The organism is Mesorhizobium sp. M6A.T.Cr.TU.016.01.1.1 (assembly GCF_003952585.1).
Lineage (GTDB): Bacteria > Pseudomonadota > Alphaproteobacteria > Rhizobiales > Rhizobiaceae > Mesorhizobium > Mesorhizobium mediterraneum.
This window is the reverse complement of the sequence record NZ_CP034452.1, coordinates 120,908-139,213: the sequence shown is the minus strand read 5'-3', so window position 1 is coordinate 139,213 and position 18,306 is coordinate 120,908. Positions and strand designations below refer to the sequence as shown.

Sequence of the window (18,306 nt, the reverse complement as noted above, 5' to 3'; positions counted from 1 at the left end):
CAATGGATGCCCCCTTCCTTTCGGTCAGGAACCTGACCAAGCATTTTGCGCCGACGGCGTTCTCGCGCGGTCCCATCGTCAGGGCGCTGGAAGATATTTCCTTCGATATCGCGCGCGGCCAGGTGGTCGGCCTCGTCGGCGAATCCGGGTCGGGCAAGACCACGATCGGCCGCTCGGTGCTGCGTCTCATCGAGCCGACGTCCGGCGAAATAAGATTTGACGGCGTCGATATCACTAAGTTGAGCGTCGGCCCGCTGGCTCGCCAGCGCCGCAAGATGCAGTATATTTTCCAGGATCCGTTTGCCAGTCTGTCGCCGCGCATGACCATCGGGCAGATCCTGACCGAAGGCCTGGATATTCAGGGCATCGGCAACAGGCGCGAGCGGCGGGCGAGGGCGGAGAAAGCACTTGCTGCGGTCGAGTTGCCAGTCGATGCCTATGACCGCTACGCCCACGAATTTTCGGGCGGGCAGCGTCAGCGCATCGGCATCGCCCGGGCGCTTACGCTCGAACCCGAATTCATCGTCGCCGATGAGCCGGTCTCTGCCCTCGATGTCTCCATTCAGGCGCAAATCATAAATCTTCTGCGCGACCTGCAGATCCGGCTCGGTCTCACCATGCTGTTCATTTCGCATGACTTGGCCGTCGTCGAATATATCTGCGACACGGTGATCGTTCTCTATCTCGGGCGCATCATGGAAGTTGCACCGGCGGCCGCGCTCTATGCTCGGCCACAGCATCCCTATACGCGCGCGCTGCTGTCGGCCATTCCGTCGCTCGACCCGCTGGCCAAGCAGACCCGGCAGGTGCTGAAGGGCGACATCCCAAGCCCCGCAAATCCGCCAACCGGGTGTGTTTTCCGAACCCGTTGCCCGGTCGCCATAGACGCTTGTGCCGGCATCGTCCCGCCGCTGCGGGCAACGTCAGATGGCCATCTGAAGGCCTGCATTCGCGACGACATCGCCTAGGCAAGCTGGCGTGACGTTCCAGCAGTCGGGATCCTCGTTTCCGCGAAGCGGCACCGAAATTACTTTGCGGTCCGGCTTGCAATCGCGGCAATCTGCCCTAACATATCAGGCATGTTGCCGCTGAGCTTTTGCCATGTCCATGCCTGTCACAGTGATTAGCGAAATCGCCCGCAAGCTGGGAGGAGCCCCGGTGCTCGGGACGGAGGTAACTTCCCAGGCAGACCTTGCCATGATCGTGCGACGCCGACTGCCGCTTGCCGCACTGAGAGGACTTTCGCTCGCTGGGCTGAGCGATCAGGAGATCGAAAAGTTTGTCATCCCGCAACGGACCAGGCGCCACCGGGCTGAAAAGGATCAACCGTTGACGGTAGACGAGTCTGATCGGGCGGTGCGGCTCGTACGGATTCAGTCATTTGCCGAAGAGACGTTCGGAGATGCTGAAAAGGCCAACACATGGCTGCGCAGAGGCTTGGCCGAACTTGGCGGTGAAACGCCGTTGACCATCGCGCAGACTGAGGCTGGCGCGCGTGTTATCGAGACCATTCTTGGAAAAATCGCCTGGGGTGCCGCCGCCTGATGCGGCTTTGGCGGCTGTCAGGACTTCGATACGCTACGGCTATCGATGGCGGCTACGGGCTGTTGTTCGATGGAAGATGGAACACAGTCGGTCATCCCGTCACATACAGTGCCACGTCGCCTTCACTTTGCGTGCTGGAGAAGCTGGTGCACGTCGAGGATCCAACGCTGCTTCCGAGACTTGCGATGGTGTCGTACGACGTGCCCGATGATATTGGCGCTGACCGATACGATCTCATTAATCTCCCGGGCGATTGGCGACAACGGGAGGCATTTACGCAACGAGTCGGCGATGAGTGGCTGAACAGCGTCAGCGCTGCTCTGTTCTTTGTTCCGTCAGCCATTGTCCCGATCTCGGACGGACCAGATCACAATGTTCTCATCAATCCTCGTCATCCTGCCGCGGCCCGAATCAAAATCGCACGTGTCGATCCGTTCGAGCTTGACGTTCGGCTATTCAAAGGGTGACTGCGGGTTGGTATCGGCAAGGCGTTGCTCGCGCTAGGCTCGGACTATTGAGCTTGCGTAAGCCATTTGGGTCTGGGAACAGCCTGCAACAGGCTTTGCGTATATTCGTGGCGAGGCGCCCCGAACAGCGCCGAGGTTTGGCCTTCCTCGACAATCTTTCCATCTTTCATAACCATGATCCGATCGGCGAAATGGCGCACGATCGGCAAATCATGTGTGATGAAAATATATGAGAGGCTGAGCCGCGTCCTAAGGTCGGCCAGAAGGTCGATCACCTGCGCCTGGATAGAGACGTCGAGCGCCGAAACCGCCTCGTCGCAGACGATCAGTTCCGGCTCGCTCGCAAGCGCGCGCGCAATGGCGATGCGCTGTCGCTGGCCGCCGGAAAACTGGTGCGGGTAGCGGTCGGCGTGTTCCGGCAACAGCCCCACCAATTCCAGGAGCTCTGCCACTCGAGCCTTCCACCTGTTCTTCGGCAGAATATCGCGGTGGATCACCCAGGGTTCGGAAATGATGGAGTAAACGCGCATGCGCGGGTTCATCGATCCGTATGGATCCTGGAATACCATCTGCACCTTGCGCCGAAACGCCATAAGACGCTTCTCGTTCATTTCGAAGATGTTCTCGCCGGCGAAGACGGCCTTGCCCGCGCTTGGCGCGTTCAGCCCCAACAGCATGCGTGCGACGCTCGATTTGCCGGAGCCGGACTCGCCGACGATGCCGAGCGTTTCGCCTCTCCTGACCTCGAAGCTTATGTCATCCACCGCCTTGAACGTCCGCTTGCTGCTGAAAGCTCCGGAAGCAAGCACATAGTGCTTGGTGAGATGTTCCACCTTGAGCAGGGTTTTGCCGGCGATCGTCGTCGAACGCCTGTTCGGCGCCTCCGCTGCGTTGCCGTGGGGCAGGGCGGAGATGAGGCGGCGCGTGTAGGCGTGCTGCGGATTGCTGAAGACCTCCTTGGCGATGCCTGTCTCCACCACCTTCCCGCCGTTCATGACGATAATCCGGTCCGCCATGGACGAGGCGAGTTCAAGGTCGTGGGTGATCATGATCAACGCCATGCCGGTCTCACGCTGGAGATCGCGCAGCAGATCGAGGATCTGCGCTTGCACACTGACGTCCAGAGCGGTCGTCGGCTCATCGGCAATCAGGATGTCCGGTTTCAACGCGATCGCCATGGCGATCATCACGCGCTGGCGTTGTCCGCCCGAGAACTGATGTGGATAGAAGTCGACGCGGTTTTCCGGCTCTGGAATGCCCACACGCCGAAGCAGTTCTATCGTCTTGGCGCGTGCGTCCTTGCCGGCTCCCGCGCCGTGGCTCTCATAGACCTCCTCGATCTGGCGCCCCACCGTATAGACGGGGTTCAGGTAGGCGAGCGGATCCTGAAAGATCATCGCAATCCTGCGGCCGTTGATGCTTCTGCGCGCCTCCGCGCCAAGGCCCGAGAGTTCGACGCCATCGAAGAGGCAGGAGCCGGCCACGATATCACCTGGCGGACAGTCGATGAGATCCATCACCGTGCTGGTGCTGACGCTTTTTCCCGAACCGCTTTCGCCGAGGATCACGAGAGTCTCGCCGCGGCTGACGTGGAAAGAGACATCGTCGACCGCGCGTACCGGCTCATCGTCCGAAAGGAAATCGACGGTCAGTCCGTCGACTTTGAGAATGGGATTGGTCGCGTTGCTCATCGGGCGGCTTTTCGCAATGTCTGAAGACGCCAGCGTTGCTGCGGATCAGCGACGGTGCGCGCCCAGTTCGAGAGGATGTTGAGCGACAGCGTCGTCAGCATGATTGCAAGACCCGGCCAGAATGCGATCCACCAGGCTGTCGCGAGATAGCCGCGGCCGTTTGCCACCATTGCACCCCAGGTGAAATCCGGCGGCTGAATGCCGAGGCCAAGGAAACTCAGCGCCGATTCCGAGAGAATGACGGTCGCGAAATCAATGGCGGAAATCGTCACCAGTGTCGGCAGGACGAGGGGCGCGATGTGCCGGACGATGATCCGGGCCGGCTTCGCGCCCATGGCTCGCGCCGCGCTCACAAACATGCGCTCGCGCAACTCCAGCACTTCTGCGCGCGCCGTTCTGAGATAGATCGGCATGCGCGTAACGGCGAGAACGATCACCAGGTTGGTGATGCTCGGGCCGAGCGTATAGAGCACGATGAGCGCCAGCAGCAGCGAGGGAAAGCTCATGACGACATCGGCCAGGCGCAGAATGAGATGGCTGTACCAGCGCTCCGAATAGCCCGCTATCAGGCCGAGCGTTCCACCAACCAGCATGGACGCGAATACCGCCGCCGCGGCAATGCCGAACGTATTCTGCGCGCCGACAATCAGCCTGGCCAGGATGGGACGGCCGAGGGTATCGGCGCCGAGGACATAGATCCAGCCGCTGGCCAGCGAGAACGGGGCGAGGTTTCGCTGGCGCAGCCCCAGCCGCGAAGCAGCGTCGCCCACCAGCCACGGGCCGAGGACCGCAGCGAGCACGATGATCGTCAGGAAGATAGCGGCGGCGAGCGCAAGCTTGTCGCGCTTCAGATAGGCGAGAAGCACGCTGCCGCTGCCTGGAACCGCCGCTGGCTTGATGTCGGGGGTGATGATCGTCATGGCTCAGTACCGGATGCGCGGATCGAGAACCGCGTAGAGCAGGTCGATCGCGATGTTCAGGATGAAGATGGCGGTTGCCGTCACCAGAATTGTCGACTGGACGACGGCAAAATCGCGCTGGATGATCGAGTCGATCATCAGCTTGCCGATGCCGGGCCAGCCGAATATCGACTCCACGACGACGGCGCCGTTGACGAGACTGGTCGCCAGGTCGCCGGCGACCGTGACGACGGGCAGCAGCGAGTTGCGAAGCGCATGCCCGAAGATGATCTTCTGTCGGGGCAGGCCTTTGGCCCTTGCGGTCTTGATGTATGGAGAGGCAAGCGCGGACAGCATCGTTCCGCGCACGACCTGCACCAGGAGACCGAAGGGGCGAAGCATCAGCACGAAGACGGGCATGATCCAATGGGCCCAGGTTCCGGTGCCGGATGTCGGCAAAAGCCCGAGCCCCACAGCGAAGACAAGGATGCCGACGATGGCGACCCAAAAATCCGGCGCGCTTGCGCCGGCCAGAGAGACGAGGCTGGCGACACGGTCGAACATGCTGCCCGGTCGCGCGGCCGCAAGAGAGCCGACAAGGATAGCCAAAGCGGTCGACAGCGTGATCGCGACGGCGGCAAGCTTCAGCGTTTCCGGGAACGCCTCAAGCGCGACCTGCATCGCCGAGCGGTTCTGGCGTAGCGATTCACCGAAATCCAGCTGCAGAAGATCGCGCAAATATTCCAGAAACTGCCAATAGATCGGCTGATCGAGGCCGTTCAACCGCGCGAACGCGGCCCGAGCTTCCGCAGTCGAGTCCAGAGGCAGGTACAAGGCGGAAGGGTCGCCGGTGAGCCGTGTCAGGAAAAAGACCAGCGTCAACAGACCTATGACCGACAGGATGCTGTGGAACGCCCGGCGTCCAAGATAGGTAATCATTTGGGATGCCCTTGGACGGATATCGACGGAGGCAACAGGTCAGGGGCGCAGGATCACGATCGGACCCAGCGCCCCCGTATCACTCAGTCTTTTTTGATAGCGATATTGGCCAGCGGTATTTCGCTGTTGGTGGTGATATCGGGCTTCCATTCCAGCCTGGTGCCAACGCGGGTATAGCCGATCATGTGGAACATCGGGATGTCCGCCACCACTTCGTTGCGGGCCTTGCCGAAGATCGCCTTGAAGCTGTTGGTGCGGGCTTCGCCGGTCGCAGCCAGGGCCTCGTCTATCTCCTTGTCGAACGCCGGATCGGCCACGGTCGAGTAGCTCCCGCTCGATCGGTAGAAGATCGGAACCGTGAAGGCCGCATCGCCCTTGTTGTTGTCGTGCATCATCTGCAGGAGATTGGGGCCGCGCTCCGGCGGGAAAGGCTTTTGCAGATAGCGCAGCCAGTCGGCGACATCGAGCATGGTAAGCTTGACGTTGAGGCCGGCATCCTGCCACATCGTCATCATGGCCTCCATCGCTTCCGCGCCGTTTGGATAGATGCCGTTTCGCCCGATGAGCTTGATCTCGGTATCGACCGCGACACCCGCCGCGCGCGCCTCTTCGATGAGCTTTTTCGCCTCTTCCGGATCGTACGGCCAAGGCTCGAGCGCATCGTCATGCCCGTTGATCCCGGAGACGACCATCTGCGACGCACGCTTGACGTCGTCGCCGAACAGCTGCGCAAGCCCTTCCCAGTCGATCGCGAGGTTGAGCGCCTTGCGGACGCGCAGGTCATCGAGCGGCGGCTTGGCGGCATCGATACGGATCGCGGTGGTTTCGGAGTTCAGGTAGGCGAAATCCGTCTCCGGATTGCTGGCGTCCTGGATGGCAATCGACGGCGTCAGGTCAGCTTCCCCGGTTTCCACCATGGCAGCTCTGATCGAGGATTCGGGCCGCCAGACATAGGTTGCCTTCGTGATCTCCGGCTTCTTGCCCCAATAGCCATCGAACGCGTCCAGCACTACGGTTTGCGGGGAAAAGGTCGACAGCTTGAATGGGCCGGTCCCGACCGGATCGTTCACCGCCTTGTCGACCGGTGTCTTCGGCGAGACGATCATGACCACGCTCAACAGCGTCGGCATGATGGGCTCGGGCCTGTCCGACTTTATCTCGACGGTTAGATCGTCGACCGGCGTCAGCGTTAGCTTGGCATCGCCGAACTTCGCTATGTTGCTGCAAGTGATCTTGCCGCTGATCATCCTGTTGATGGAGAACGCAACCGCATCCGCGTTGAGCTCGGTTCCGTCCTGGAACTTCACGCCCTCGCGCAGCTTGATCCGCCAGGTCGTCGGGTTCACGCTGGTCCACTCGGTCGCCAATTTCGGCTGAGGTTGTCCGGTGATCGGATCGATGACGGTCAACGATTCAACGACGTTTTGGCTGAGTATCTGGCCGACATTTGTGATGATGGTGCCGCAGGGCTCCAGATTGGCCGGCTGCTCCGGCAGGACGATACGGATGTCCTGCGCCGCATCTTGTGCGACAGCCGATGGCGCGGCAGCAGTCATCAATACGACAGCTGCAATCGTATGAGCGCTTCTATTCATGTCTCTCCTCCCTTTGATATTCCGTTTTGGCTGTCGGGCGCAGGGCGAACCTCCTCGTCCCGTTCGCCCGACAATTTGCCGATCTCCCGGCGACTAGGCGGCGATCCTCTCGATCAGTCCGCGCAGCATGTCTTTTTCCTGCGGTTTCAGATCCGTCAGCGGCGGACGGAGCGGGCCGGGGGTCCGTCCTATGAGCTCGACGCCTGCCTTGATGATCGACACTGGATAACCTTGTTCGCGATCGCGCAAAGCCGCGAAGGGGAAGAAGAAGCTGTGCAGGATTTCTTCCATTGCGGCGCGATCGTTTGTCCGCATGGCCCTGTAGAAGCGCTGTGCCAATTCCGGCACGAAGTTGAAGACCGCAGAGGAATAAGTCGTCACTCCGGCGCCGTTGAAGCCTTCGGCAAAGAGCTCATGCGTGGGCATGCCACCGATGTAGCAGAGCCGATCGCCAAGTTTGGCGGTGACGTGGCGGACAAGATCGATCTTGCCCGTGCCGTCCTTGAAGCCGATGAGGTTTGGGCACGCGTCGGCAAGGCGAGCAACCGTGTCGGCATTGGCGACCGAGTTCGCACGGTTGTAGATGATGACGCCGAGGCCGGTGGATTCGCACACGGCTTTGACGTGCCGGAATATCCCTTCTTGGGAGGCTTCCATCAGATAATGAGGCAGAAGCAAAAGACCGTCGGCTCCCGCAGCCTCGGCGCGGCGAGCAATTTCCGTGGCGAGCGCCGTGCCGTAGCCACAGCCGGCGATGATAGGCACATCTCCCGAGGCATCCTTGGCCGCGCGGGTAACGTCGGCGACCTCTTCCGGCGACAGGGAGAAGAACTCGCCCGTGCCGCCGGCCGCGAACAGGGCAGCGGCACCGAACCCCGAGAGCCATGCCACATGCGCGCGATAGCTTTCGAGATTGAGGCTGAAATCCTCGTTGAAATGTGTGACCGGAAACGACAGCAGCCCTGAAGCGACACGCGACTTGATTTCATCTGGCGACAAAAGAACTCATCCCACAATTGATATGATGTCATCTAGATTCATATGATGAGTATCGGGGCGAGTCAACCGCCGGTTTTGTCCTGGTTTGCCGAGCGTCGGACGGTGAGGGCGCGATAGCGCTTTATCCCCGTCACCAGATGGCGGCGCATCGCCTCACGCGCCTTTTCCGGGTCGCGGGCGAGAATCGCATCCGCGATTTCCCTGTGCTCCTCCAGAATCGGATGGTCGCGATTGGGCAAGGGGTCGACGCCGCCCATCATCGTCTTGAACTTCACCCGCGGGATCATCCGCCGGCCGACATGTTCGAGGAATGCCTTGAACCTGGCGTTGTTCGTTGCGGTGGCGATCGCCATGTGGAACTGGAAGTCCGCCTCGTCGGTGGGTTGCCCTTGCGCCATGAGGTCGGCGAATCTTTCGACCTGGGCCTCGATTTCGGCCTCCTGCGCCGGCGAACTGCGGGCTGCGGCAAGGCCGGCTGCCTCGACTTCGATGCCGATGCGAAGCTCGAGCTCTTCGATGATATCCGAGATCTTGTTCGTTTCGTCGGTGAAGAGCTTCAATCCCTCGTCGACAGGTTTCGGGCCGAGAACGAAGACGCCGGCGCCTTGCCGCGATTCCACCAGCCCGTCGGCGCGAAGCGCGGCGATGGCCTCCCGGACCACAGTGCGGCTGAACCCGAACCGGTCAATCAGCGCAGGTTCTGTCGGCAATTTGTCGCCAGGTGCATAAAAGCCGGCTTCGATCTGCCCGCGCAGCGCATCTGCAACCTGAGAGACGAACGACCTGCGGGACGTTCGATGTTCGGCCTGCTGCATGGGTCCTCCAAACTTTGCCGGGTCGAGACATTGCATACTCCCGGCGCAGGGCAAAAGCGAGGTCATCATATGAAAATTTGCAGTCCGAGGTCGAATGTACTTAGGTCATCATATGGCTTCTGCGCTCCGCATGTGGGCCGTCAAGTCGCCTAAAGCGGTTTTCGTCGGCACCTTGCTGATACGGCCACGGCGATGAGCGGAGCCATGGCGTGGCGGCTTTCAGGCTGCGGCCGGCGGCAGGTGATCGCGGACCCACCTGACGATCTGCCCCGCCGTCATCGCGCCGGATGCGCGCGCAACCTCCTGTCCGCCATGGAAGAGGATCATGGTCGGGATGCTGCGAATGCCGAGCCTGGTTGCAACCGCCTGCTCATTGTCGGAATTGAGCTTGATCAGGCGAACATGCGGCTCCAGTTCGTTTGCTGCCGCTTCATATGCCGGCGCCATCATCTTGCAGGGGCCGCACCACGGTGCCCAGATGTCGACGACGACGGGGAGGCTGCTTCGCGTGACCTGGCGATCGAAAGTCGGTGCATCGACGTCTGCCGGGTGACCCGAGAACAGCTTGGAGCCGCACTTTCCGCATTTCGCGTCCCTGGCATTGCGTGCCGGCGGCAGGCGATTGACCCCGCCGCATTTGCCGCAAACCACCAGATTTTCCTGCGCCATGGCCATTCACCTGCTGAAGTCGATCGCCGCCGTCAGGATGCCGTCTTGAGTGAAGCACGCTGCGCAAAAGCTGCCGCGTCCGAAACACTCGCCAACTCTGCGGCGATGTCGGCGAGCTTTCGATCGGCGTCGACCTTGCGCCAGGCGGGCGGGGTGGCATTTCGCTGCAATTGCCGCGACAAGATGTCGACGGTGGCGTCGGAAGGACCGCCCCTGCGTTCGCTCACCCGCTGCCAAAGAACGAGCGGATCCGCCTCCAGCCAGAATCCGGCGAAAGTGACGCCTCTATCACTTGCCGCCTTCTCGATGCGGTCGCGATCGGCCGGCCTGTCAAAGACGGCATCGGCGACCACCGAACCGCCTTCGGAAAGGATCAAGTCGGCGCGCCATGCCATTTCGCGGTAGACGCGGTCGGACACTTCCGGTCGATAGGCCCTGTCCGGCAGTTTCGTCTCGACTGGCACCCCATGCATGGCTTTGCGGATGCGGTCGCTCTCGATAATGCGCGCGCCGGGCGGCGCGCCGACATGTGCGGCGAGTGCTTCGGCAACGGCCGTCTTGCCGGAACCACTCAAGCCGCCGATCGCGATCAGCCGAGGAGGCCTTGCCTGGAGAAGTGTTCGGGCAAGCTCGAAATAAGATCTGGCTTCGGCAATCAGCCCGCCGGAATCGGCACCGCCTTCCTCGATCTGGGTTGCGGTGACATGCGCGCGCACGGCAGCCCGCACCGCCATGAAGAACGGCAAGAGAATGAAGCCGTCCTCGTCGTCTGCTTCGTCGAGATAGCGGTTCACCACCAGGTTGGCGAGTTCCGGAAAGCCGCGATGCCAAAGGTCCATCAGCAGGAACGCCAGATCGTAAAGCACATCGATGCTGGCGATCTGGTCATTGAATTCGATGCAATCGAAGAGGCAGGGCTCTCCATCGAAGAGACAGATATTGCGCAGATGCAGATCACCATGGCATCGCCGGATCTCGCCTGCCGCCGACCGCCGGTCGAGCAGTTCGCGATGACGGGCGAGGGCGGTGCGGAAAATCCCGGTGAATGCCTTGATCTCGGCTCCCTCGAAAACATTGCTGGTGGCAAAGCCGGCTTCGTTGATGTCGAGCACGCCTGACAGGTTCGAGAATCCACTGCCGTTGTGGATCTCCGGCGCGCCGCGATGATAGCGCACGATCATGCGCGCGACCGCCGTCATCAGCGCAGGCGTCAGTTCGCCACCGATTGCCATTCGATCGAGTAGCTTCGACTGATCGAAGCGGACCATCTCGATCGCTGCATCGACCAGTTTGCCGCTTCCGTCGCAGGCGAGCTTGCCGCCAGTCTCTCGCGTGATGCGCCGCACACCCAGATAGAGGCCGGGCGCGGTCTTGGAGTTGAGCTCCACCTCCTTCTCGCAAGCGGCGAGCCGCAGCACCGGGGTCGAGAAGTCGACATAGGGCAGCTTGACGGCTCGCTTGATCTTGTAGGCGCGCTGGCCAACCAGGAAGATACGCGAGATGTGGGTTTCGATCGTTTGGACCGGCCCGGTCTCGCCATACGCGGCAGGGTCCATCAACATCGCGGCCACGGATTCCTGATCCTCGACGATCATCGCATGCCTCTTTGTTTGTATCGAACCTTTGGAATCCGACGAGCGTGTTCGCTGAAATTCCGCGCCATCGGGCCCTTACTGCCGCAGCGTCTGGGTATAACCAGCCAAGTCACGGATGCGTTCCCTAGTGCGACTTCTCCCGGCGCCGATCGCATGTTCCGGCACACGTGGGCGCGTTAATAAGGATCGAATGATGCGCGGCGACGTTCTTCACTCAGCGCAAGGAACGCACCGAGCTGTCTCGCTATTACGACGATTGGACTTTGACGCAAAATCGGGAGCAGCCGCCATGGCTTTCAGGACGATACTTACCGTTACCGGGCCGAACACGGGAGACAACGATCTCAAACTCGCCGCCGACCTGTGCAACGAAATCGGCGCGCATCTTGCTGTTCTCGTCGTTGCCATTGCTGCGCCGCCACCAGTCGGAGAGTATGCCGCGGTGGTTTCAGAAGCCTGGCTCGAGGCGCGTCAGTCCGACGAGAATCTGTTGAAGAAGCGAGCTACTGCCGTATCGGCTTTTCTCGCCGGCAGGGCGCCTTTGGCCGATGTCTCCAGCGAATATCCGGAAGCCGGCTGGGCCGACGACACCATCGGCCGTCGTGCCCGCTATGCCGACATCACGGTTTTTGGACCGGAGTTGCTTGCCAACGAAACGCTGAAGAGCAAAACGATCGAAGGCGCATTGTTTTCGTCGGGAAAGCCTTTGCTGCTCATCCCCCAGGGATCGCGGCCGACACTGAAGCCGAAACGCGTGCTGGTCGCCTGGGACGCCCGTCTGGAATCATCGCGTGCCGTCCGCGAGTCCCTCGACATGCTGGCAGGCGCCGATGAGGTGCACCTCGTCATGGTCGATCCGGTGGAGGACGAATACCACCATGGGGCGGAACCTGGAGCCGACGCCGCTGCCTATCTCGCGCGGCACGGCGTGAATGTCACGGTCGACCGGCTGCCCAGCTTGAACCATTCAGTCGTCGACGTGCTTCGCAGGCACGCGGTCGACATCGCCGCCGACCTGATGGTGATGGGCGCCTATGGTCATTCCCGGTTGCGCGAGCGCATCTTCGGCGGCGTCACCATCTCGATGCTTGAAGATCCGCCGATGCCGATCCTTATGGCGCATTAGCAATTTAAGGACTGAAGACGGTTGGGCCGACGCGATCCGCCGCGGGAAGAATCCGTCACGCCAGCTGCGGAACATTGGTCAGTCCGCCGGCCAGTGGCGAGCGAATCTCGGGAAAACGCTAAGTATTTGTTTTTTCTGGTCGGAGTGGCAGGATTTGAACCTGCGACCCCATCGTCCCGAACGAGCGTGTCGGCCAGCAAAAGCCCGGATTTCCGGCATTCCTCATCACGGCCGGCGGCTCCTGTTCACCTTTGTTTCCGGCTTATCTGTGGGGATGTGAGGAGTGACGGGAGCGTTCGCCTTCTGTGCCCCGGGCATTCGGACGACGTTTTTCGGTAGATTTCGCGAGCGCGCCTTGGAGACGATCGCTTCGGCGGCATCCGCCTGGAAGTCGGGGTGATGGTGGCTATAGGTCTGGATCAGCATCTCGACGGTCATGCCGAGGAAGCCGGCGGCCGCCCAAGGGTCCGAGCCTTGCTGCATCAGCCGGGGTCGCGGCCGTGTGGCGGAAGATGTGCGGGGTGACGCCGGATCGACGCCATCGACCAGCACGCGCCCAGCACGCGCCCAGCCGCGGCAGGCCAGCTCGCTTCGACACACCATACGTCAGAGGGGCATTCTTGTGGATGTTCATTCGGACCGTCCGGTGAGTGCTGAAGCTTGGTAACTCCAGTCTCCTCGGTTCGGTCCGAATGGAAAACCTACAGAAAGCTCACAACTAGAGCCTGTTCCATCCCTGCATCGGGATGGAACTCCATCTCTTTTATTTGAGCATGATCTCCTCCGAAGACCGGGCTCCCGCTTTTTGCTACCCTGACCTACGGTTCGGGATCATGGCTTTGAGGTGTTGCTTATCCAGTCCTTGTTTGGCCACGGCGAACCCTCGCGGGATGTTGTTTCCCCGTGTAGGTCCTTCAGGTCACAAAGAATGCGCCTGCCGTAAGCGACAGAGCTGGAGAAAGGGTGGCGAACTGTGTTTGAGACGCACCGCCGATCCCGTCACTGTCGAAGGAGAGCGCTCCAGTCGAACTGTTGTAGATGATGTGGTCAGAGCTATCATGCGCGGCCTTGCCGGTAAAGAAAGCGTCCGATGAAAGCCCTCCCAACTTAAGCCCGGCAAAAATCGCGTCGTCGAGGTGGACTTTGTCCTGGGACTTGTTGAAGTCGGTGACCCTATCAATATTGCCGGCTCCAAGAGCGGTTTTGAAAACGAACGCATCGTTGCCGCCAAAGCCGCTCAACTTATCGGCACCGCCGCCGCCGTTGATGACGTTGGCGCCGGCATTGCCCTGGATGGTTTGGGCCAACTCGTTGCCGGTCAGGTTGATTGCCGTGGTGCCGGCGTCCCTCGTGGTGCCAAGGACTTCAACCGACGAGCCGGCTGAGAGCGCATAGCTCACAGAGGCCCACACCCTGTCTTGACCTTGGCCAGAGGCCTCGACCACCTTGTCGCCCGCGTTGTCGACATAGTATTCGTCGTTGCCGAGGTAGCCTGTCATCGTGTCGGCACCAGTTCCCTGAAGTACATCGGCGCCGCTGGTGCCGTACAAGGTGCCATCGCCGGTGCCGCCGGAAGGAGGGACAGTCCCAGACCCAGTCTCGGTCCCAGTCCCGGTCCCAGTCCCAGTCTCGGTCGAGCCAGTGGTCGGGGGAGTGACGTTCGCGCCCGTTACAGTGTCGCCGCTACCTGCCTTTTGATAGAGCTGCACCTCGTCGATCTGCATCTGCATCGACGAAGGGGTCGAGCTATCGAGAGTCGTATGCCATCCGGCCGCGTTCGAATTCGCGACCCCATTATTCATGATCAATTCCATCGGTTCATCCGGGATCGGGGCCTGTGCGCTGGTCACTTGCGCCATCTGGTGCCCATCGAGATACCAGGTGATCGATTCACCGGGCACCCAGTTGATCCCATACGTGTGGAAGCCGGCCGTGAGGTCGGTGCCGGTATCGATGCTGTTGCCGACCCACCCTGACGGCGAGTGGAGGTGCCAGGAGAACATCTGGTCTGCCGGCCCCGAACCGGTAAATCCACCCTCCTGTATATCGATCTCGAAATTGTCGCCGCTGCTGCCGGCGCCTTCGCCGGGCAACATCCAGAGGGCCGGCCATGCGCCATCGCCGCTCGGCGCCTTCATGCTGATCTGAAGATAGCCGCCATTGAATTCGAAGTTGCCGTAGCTGCTGACCGCGCCGGACGTGACCGGGTATGTCTGTGTCGTCCCCTGATTTATGCCGCTGATGGGCTGCTTGATCGCCGTGAGATCCAACTGCCCGTTGGTCACGGACACTTGGCTCGGCACATCGTAGTCGGCATAATACTGCGAGCCTGCGTTGCTTCCTCCTGATCCATTGCTATTCCATGGCCAGCCGTTGGCGGCATTGCTGGTGATGTAGGTATTCCAGTCGCTGTCGAGCGCCGTACCGGAGAAGGTTTCCTCGAAGACGAGATCGCTAGAGGCAAAGCCTGCGGGTGCGGAAAGAGTCATTCAGTGATCCTCTGTGGTGTTGAAAACAGCCGCGCATCGCCAAGGCGCACGACATATCGCATGCTCGCAGTTCGGCACCGCGAACGGATTTCAAAGTAGCGGAGATTTGGAAGTCCTCGCCCAGACATTATTGTCGAGCGAACTTAACGTTGAACTCGCCATAGAAGGTGAGTTTTGTCGACGGGAATGCTCATCAGGCCCTCGTCCTCGAAACCATAAACGGTGTCGCTGCAGACGGGCGCAAGGGGGTCAACGGATCGAGCCGTAGCCGGACAAAAGTCGAGCGCAGCTGTTCCGGCAGAAGTATCGCCGGGCTTGCAGTTTAGTATAATCACAGTAGAATCCTTAGTCGTTCCTGTTTTTTGTTTTCATTACGCCCACACCCCTAAGTCAAGCGCTGGTATTTCCGCTTTCTGGCTTACTCACGCACCGTCTTGTATCTACGTGAGTTGATCACTCGAGGACGATGTACGTAACCCAACCTGCCATATGCGGCGAGAATGAGGCTGGGCGAAAACTTATTAACACCTTCTAATGTAGGGGTGTGTCGAACGGCCGCACCGAAACAGCCTTCCGGACGTCCTACGAAAAACCGTGTCCGTCGGCTGAAATGTTGCGCTGGTTTGGGCGCCAGTGGTTCGAGCGGGTCGTTCGCATATGAGATCGTCGAGAAGGACGGCCGGGATGTCTTGCGATGCTGCGTGGCGGACGAGCCGTCGGAGCTATGGCTGGAGCTGCCGATCCCGATGTTCGACCGTGCCGTTTGCGCGGCAGATGCGCTTGGCCGAGGTCCGCCGTTGCGGCGTTGACTACGCTCCAGTCTCTACACGTGTTGCTGAGCGACGTCGCCGGCGGCACGGGGCGGCGATGTCCCGCATCATCCGCTTTCAATGATCGAAGATGGAACCTGGCACCGTTATCGAGCGCAGCCCAATGCAGGCTAGATTGACGCACCCAGAATTGGCCGTTTTCGTTCAGGACGCACAGCGATAATGCGGCATCGCTTGTCCCTGATCGGCGACAACATTCTACCGGCAGCGTCGCTGTGGAGTGAAGAGTTTGGTTCTTTCTTATGAGCTACCTCAGATGGGCCGCGTGCTTGAGGGTGCCTCCCCCGGAAGCTTCGCAGCCGGCGGCTTGACTGGATCGAGGGTGTCGTTACATTTGTTTTGTTTTTATCCGGTTGCGCCCACTTTCTGAGGTGCGCGGTCCCTAACGTGCAGCCCGGGCAAGGGAGGAACTCTAGAACTCTGGAGCGACCTCAATGCCGTCCTAAGATCCGTTCATTCTCAAAATGTGAAATTCGATCAACTGGAGCGACTTAGGATTCCCCTTCTGGAACTGGCATTGGGGCCATGCAGAGATTTCGATCGCTGGTTGTTTTCATTCAAAGCAACAAAGCTATTGTTAGGTCGAAGTATTCGAAGAGGCAACTCAAGCGCACTGATGTGGGCAGAGATGATTTCAAGTAACGATCTCTATACCGGAAAAGACTATGCTGCTGCCAATCCGACTTGGCATGACGAAGATGGCGGTGTTAAGGCCGCGAACATCGCCAAGATCGTGCGCGCCAACAAAATCAGTTGCCAGAAAATCGTCGACACAGGTTGCGGGACGGGAGGCGTTCTGAATGCCCTTCTTCAACACGATATCTTCCGTGACTCAGTGGCTACCGGCTACGACATCGCTCCCTATGCTATAAATTTGGCGAAGCAGCGAGAAAGAAAAAACCTAAGATTTCACTGCGGCGACTTCCTGCAAACCAACGAAAATTATGATCTTCTTTTGTGCATCGATGTTTTCGAGCACATAGATGACTATATGGGCTTTCTTCGGAGGCTCAGAGGACGTTCAAAATACTATGCGTTTCATATTCCTCTCGATATCAGTATTGTCGGCCTTCTGCGCGGTCAGCACCTTAAGCAACGCAAGGAGGTCGGTCACCTGCATTACTTTGATCAGGCAACAGCTCTAGCGACTCTGCGCGACACAGGCTTTAAGATTATTGACGCACAGTACACTAGGACGGAAGATATCCTGCTGATCCATCCCGAATGGCGAACCACGACAGCCATCCTCGGTAACGCCGTACGGCGCATTGTCCGGACTATTGCCGGAGAGGATCTGTCGGTGCGCTTACTCGGCGGCGCCTCACTGATGGTCCTCACTAGCTGAGGTGGTGTTAGGCGTCAGAACAACCGACTCCAAGTGGTGGCAGCAAGGGAGATGGCGAGACTCGAGGGCGAGACGCTGCAGTATCGTATTTTGCTCGACGCCGGCGATCTTCAGCAATGTCGGGTGTTCCCGAGATCGGGTCGGCTTGCTCCTTGCGATCGCGCCGACCGCATGAATTCGCTATTCGCGGAACCTCGCCACGGTGCTTGCGCAGATGCCCATACGACCTCTTGCGCTGATACTTCAGCATGAAGCGACGTGGCAATTTGTAGTCTCGGCTGGTACTCAAACTCGTCCAGCGCGAACTGACCTTTTGTGTGCGTGGAGGCTCACGAAGGCAAAGTTGACAGTGGTCCCCGGAAAACGTCAAACTGCTACGGTCACCCGCAAGGCCGGGCGGATCTCGCATACTTTCAACGTTGATCGCCGTCCAGCGAGAAGCTCCGAAACTCGATTCCGAGTTGCTTGAGCCGCTCTACACCGGGAACCTCTGCCGCCGGGTGCACGAGCCCAAGGATGGAGTCGGATCGGAAGGGGAGGGGGACACGCAGGGCCTCAGCTGCCTTGAGGACGCCACTGACAAGCTGCCAGGGCACTGGGACGGCGCGCAGTGTTCTGCCTTGTGACGCGGCGATCTCTTTCATGAGCCGTCGGAACGGCACCGGTTCGGGGTTGGCCAGCCCTACCGGTTCCGGCAGGGGCATGTCCGACTCGGCAATACGCACCATGGCGGCTGCCAGGTCCGCCTCATGCACAGTGAACTGATGGGAGCGCGCCCCGATGAGAGGTGTGACCGGCAGGTTGGTGAGCTTGCGGAGCGCGCCCGCCATCCCGCCCCAACCGGGGCCGTACACCAGTCCGAGGCGGGTGGAGACACCTCCCAGACTGCTGGCGGTGCGCTCGCAGGCCAGCTTCGCCTGGCCGTACAACTGTCGGGTTCCCTTATAGGCGGACATCGAGGAGATAAAAATAACCCGGCGAACCCCTGCGTCGGCGGCATTGCGGAGGAGCTGCTGCGAGCCGGACACATTGACACCCCACACATCGCCGGCGCTGACGAGAGTCAGGTCCCATGCACCGTGGATGAGCACATCTAGGTCGCTGAATGCGGCCCCCGATGGCGGGCGCTTGATCTCGTATGGGCGCCACTCGGCGATGCCGACCATTGCGGCAGCAGATTCGGAGGTCACCCGGTTCGAACGGGCGAACGCGATGACCTCATGCCCTTCTTCGGCGAAGGCGGCACGCAGGATAGTCCCGACATATCCGTTGGCTCCGGTGATACCGACCCGCATTAAACCC

The 18,306-nt window shown here is 60.3% G+C and carries 16 protein-coding genes; 5 read left to right on the top strand and 11 right to left on the bottom strand.

Annotation, left to right across the window (positions count from 1 at the left end):
• Positions 1–2: 2 nt before the first annotated feature.
• The 3 genes from EJ075_RS00620 (at position 3) to EJ075_RS00610 (ending at position 2,012) form a co-directional block, all read left to right on the top strand.
• Entirely contained in the window at positions 3–968 is a 966-nt protein-coding gene (locus EJ075_RS00620; protein ID WP_126102974.1) for an ABC transporter ATP-binding protein, read from the top strand.
• Positions 969–1,101: 133 nt separating this feature from the next.
• Positions 1,102–1,545 carry an antitoxin Xre/MbcA/ParS toxin-binding domain-containing protein gene (locus EJ075_RS00615; protein WP_245458070.1) on the top strand — a complete coding sequence of 148 codons (444 nt, stop codon included), beginning with the start codon at positions 1,102–1,104 and terminating at the stop codon, positions 1,543–1,545.
• Positions 1,545–2,012 (top strand): RES family NAD+ phosphorylase, encoded by a 468-nt coding sequence (locus EJ075_RS00610; protein WP_126102973.1) that lies wholly within the window; start codon positions 1,545–1,547, stop codon positions 2,010–2,012. Before EJ075_RS00615 ends, EJ075_RS00610 begins: the two co-directional genes overlap by 1 nt.
• Positions 2,013–2,056: 44 nt before the next feature.
• Here EJ075_RS00610 and EJ075_RS00605 read toward each other — a convergent pair whose 3' ends face one another.
• The 8 genes from EJ075_RS00605 to EJ075_RS00570 form a co-directional block, all read right to left on the bottom strand.
• On the bottom strand, positions 2,057–3,703 hold the full coding sequence (locus EJ075_RS00605; protein WP_126102972.1) for an ABC transporter ATP-binding protein: 1,647 nt from the start codon (positions 3,701–3,703) through the stop codon (positions 2,057–2,059).
• Positions 3,700–4,623: an ABC transporter permease gene (locus tag EJ075_RS00600; protein ID WP_126102971.1), complete on the bottom strand. Its 924-nt coding sequence runs from the start codon at positions 4,621–4,623 to the stop codon at positions 3,700–3,702. Before EJ075_RS00600 ends, EJ075_RS00605 begins: the two co-directional genes overlap by 4 nt.
• Before the next feature lie 3 nt (positions 4,624–4,626).
• A complete protein-coding gene (locus tag EJ075_RS00595) occupies positions 4,627–5,541 on the bottom strand; it encodes an ABC transporter permease (protein ID WP_126102970.1) in 915 nt (304 codons plus the stop codon).
• Between the two features lie 83 nt (positions 5,542–5,624).
• Complete coding sequence (locus tag EJ075_RS00590) at positions 5,625–7,097, bottom strand: ABC transporter substrate-binding protein (protein ID WP_348627386.1); 1,473 nt, start codon at positions 7,095–7,097, stop codon at positions 5,625–5,627.
• 132 nt (positions 7,098–7,229) lie between these two features.
• Entirely contained in the window at positions 7,230–8,135 is a 906-nt protein-coding gene (gene kdgD / locus EJ075_RS00585; protein WP_126102968.1) for a 5-dehydro-4-deoxyglucarate dehydratase, read from the bottom strand.
• Between the two features lie 62 nt (positions 8,136–8,197).
• The gene (locus EJ075_RS00580) at positions 8,198–8,950 is read right to left on the bottom strand and encodes a FadR/GntR family transcriptional regulator (RefSeq protein WP_126102967.1); all 753 of its coding nucleotides are present in this window, start codon (positions 8,948–8,950) and stop codon (positions 8,198–8,200) included.
• A gap of 219 nt (positions 8,951–9,169) precedes the next feature.
• Positions 9,170–9,619: a thioredoxin TrxC gene (gene trxC / locus EJ075_RS00575; RefSeq protein WP_126102966.1), complete on the bottom strand. Its 450-nt coding sequence runs from the start codon at positions 9,617–9,619 to the stop codon at positions 9,170–9,172.
• Between the two features lie 32 nt (positions 9,620–9,651).
• Positions 9,652–11,181 (bottom strand): bifunctional aminoglycoside phosphotransferase/ATP-binding protein, encoded by a 1,530-nt coding sequence (locus tag EJ075_RS00570; RefSeq protein WP_245458249.1) that lies wholly within the window; start codon positions 11,179–11,181, stop codon positions 9,652–9,654.
• Positions 11,182–11,503: 322 nt separating this feature from the next.
• Here EJ075_RS00570 and EJ075_RS00565 point away from each other — a divergent pair, with 322 nt between their 5' ends.
• Positions 11,504–12,340 carry a universal stress protein gene (locus tag EJ075_RS00565; RefSeq protein WP_126102964.1) on the top strand — a complete coding sequence of 279 codons (837 nt, stop codon included), beginning with the start codon at positions 11,504–11,506 and terminating at the stop codon, positions 12,338–12,340.
• Between the two features lie 225 nt (positions 12,341–12,565).
• Here the strand turns inward: EJ075_RS00565 and EJ075_RS00560 are convergent, their stop codons facing one another.
• Both EJ075_RS00560 and EJ075_RS00555 read right to left on the bottom strand, forming a co-directional pair.
• Positions 12,566–12,823 carry a hypothetical protein gene (locus tag EJ075_RS00560; protein ID WP_095486487.1) on the bottom strand — a complete coding sequence of 86 codons (258 nt, stop codon included), beginning with the start codon at positions 12,821–12,823 and terminating at the stop codon, positions 12,566–12,568.
• Between the two features lie 431 nt (positions 12,824–13,254).
• A complete protein-coding gene (locus EJ075_RS00555; RefSeq protein ID WP_126102963.1) occupies positions 13,255–14,829 on the bottom strand; it encodes a family 16 glycosylhydrolase in 1,575 nt (524 codons plus the stop codon).
• 1,446 nt (positions 14,830–16,275) lie between these two features.
• Between EJ075_RS00555 and EJ075_RS00550 the strand changes: the two genes are divergently transcribed.
• Complete coding sequence (locus tag EJ075_RS00550) at positions 16,276–17,004, top strand: class I SAM-dependent methyltransferase (protein ID WP_126107185.1); 729 nt, start codon at positions 16,276–16,278, stop codon at positions 17,002–17,004.
• Positions 17,005–17,417: 413 nt separating this feature from the next.
• Here the strand turns inward: EJ075_RS00550 and EJ075_RS00545 are convergent, their stop codons facing one another.
• Positions 17,418–18,299 (bottom strand): NAD-dependent epimerase/dehydratase family protein, encoded by an 882-nt coding sequence (locus EJ075_RS00545; protein ID WP_126102962.1) that lies wholly within the window; start codon positions 18,297–18,299, stop codon positions 17,418–17,420.
• Positions 18,300–18,306: the final 7 nt, after the last annotated feature.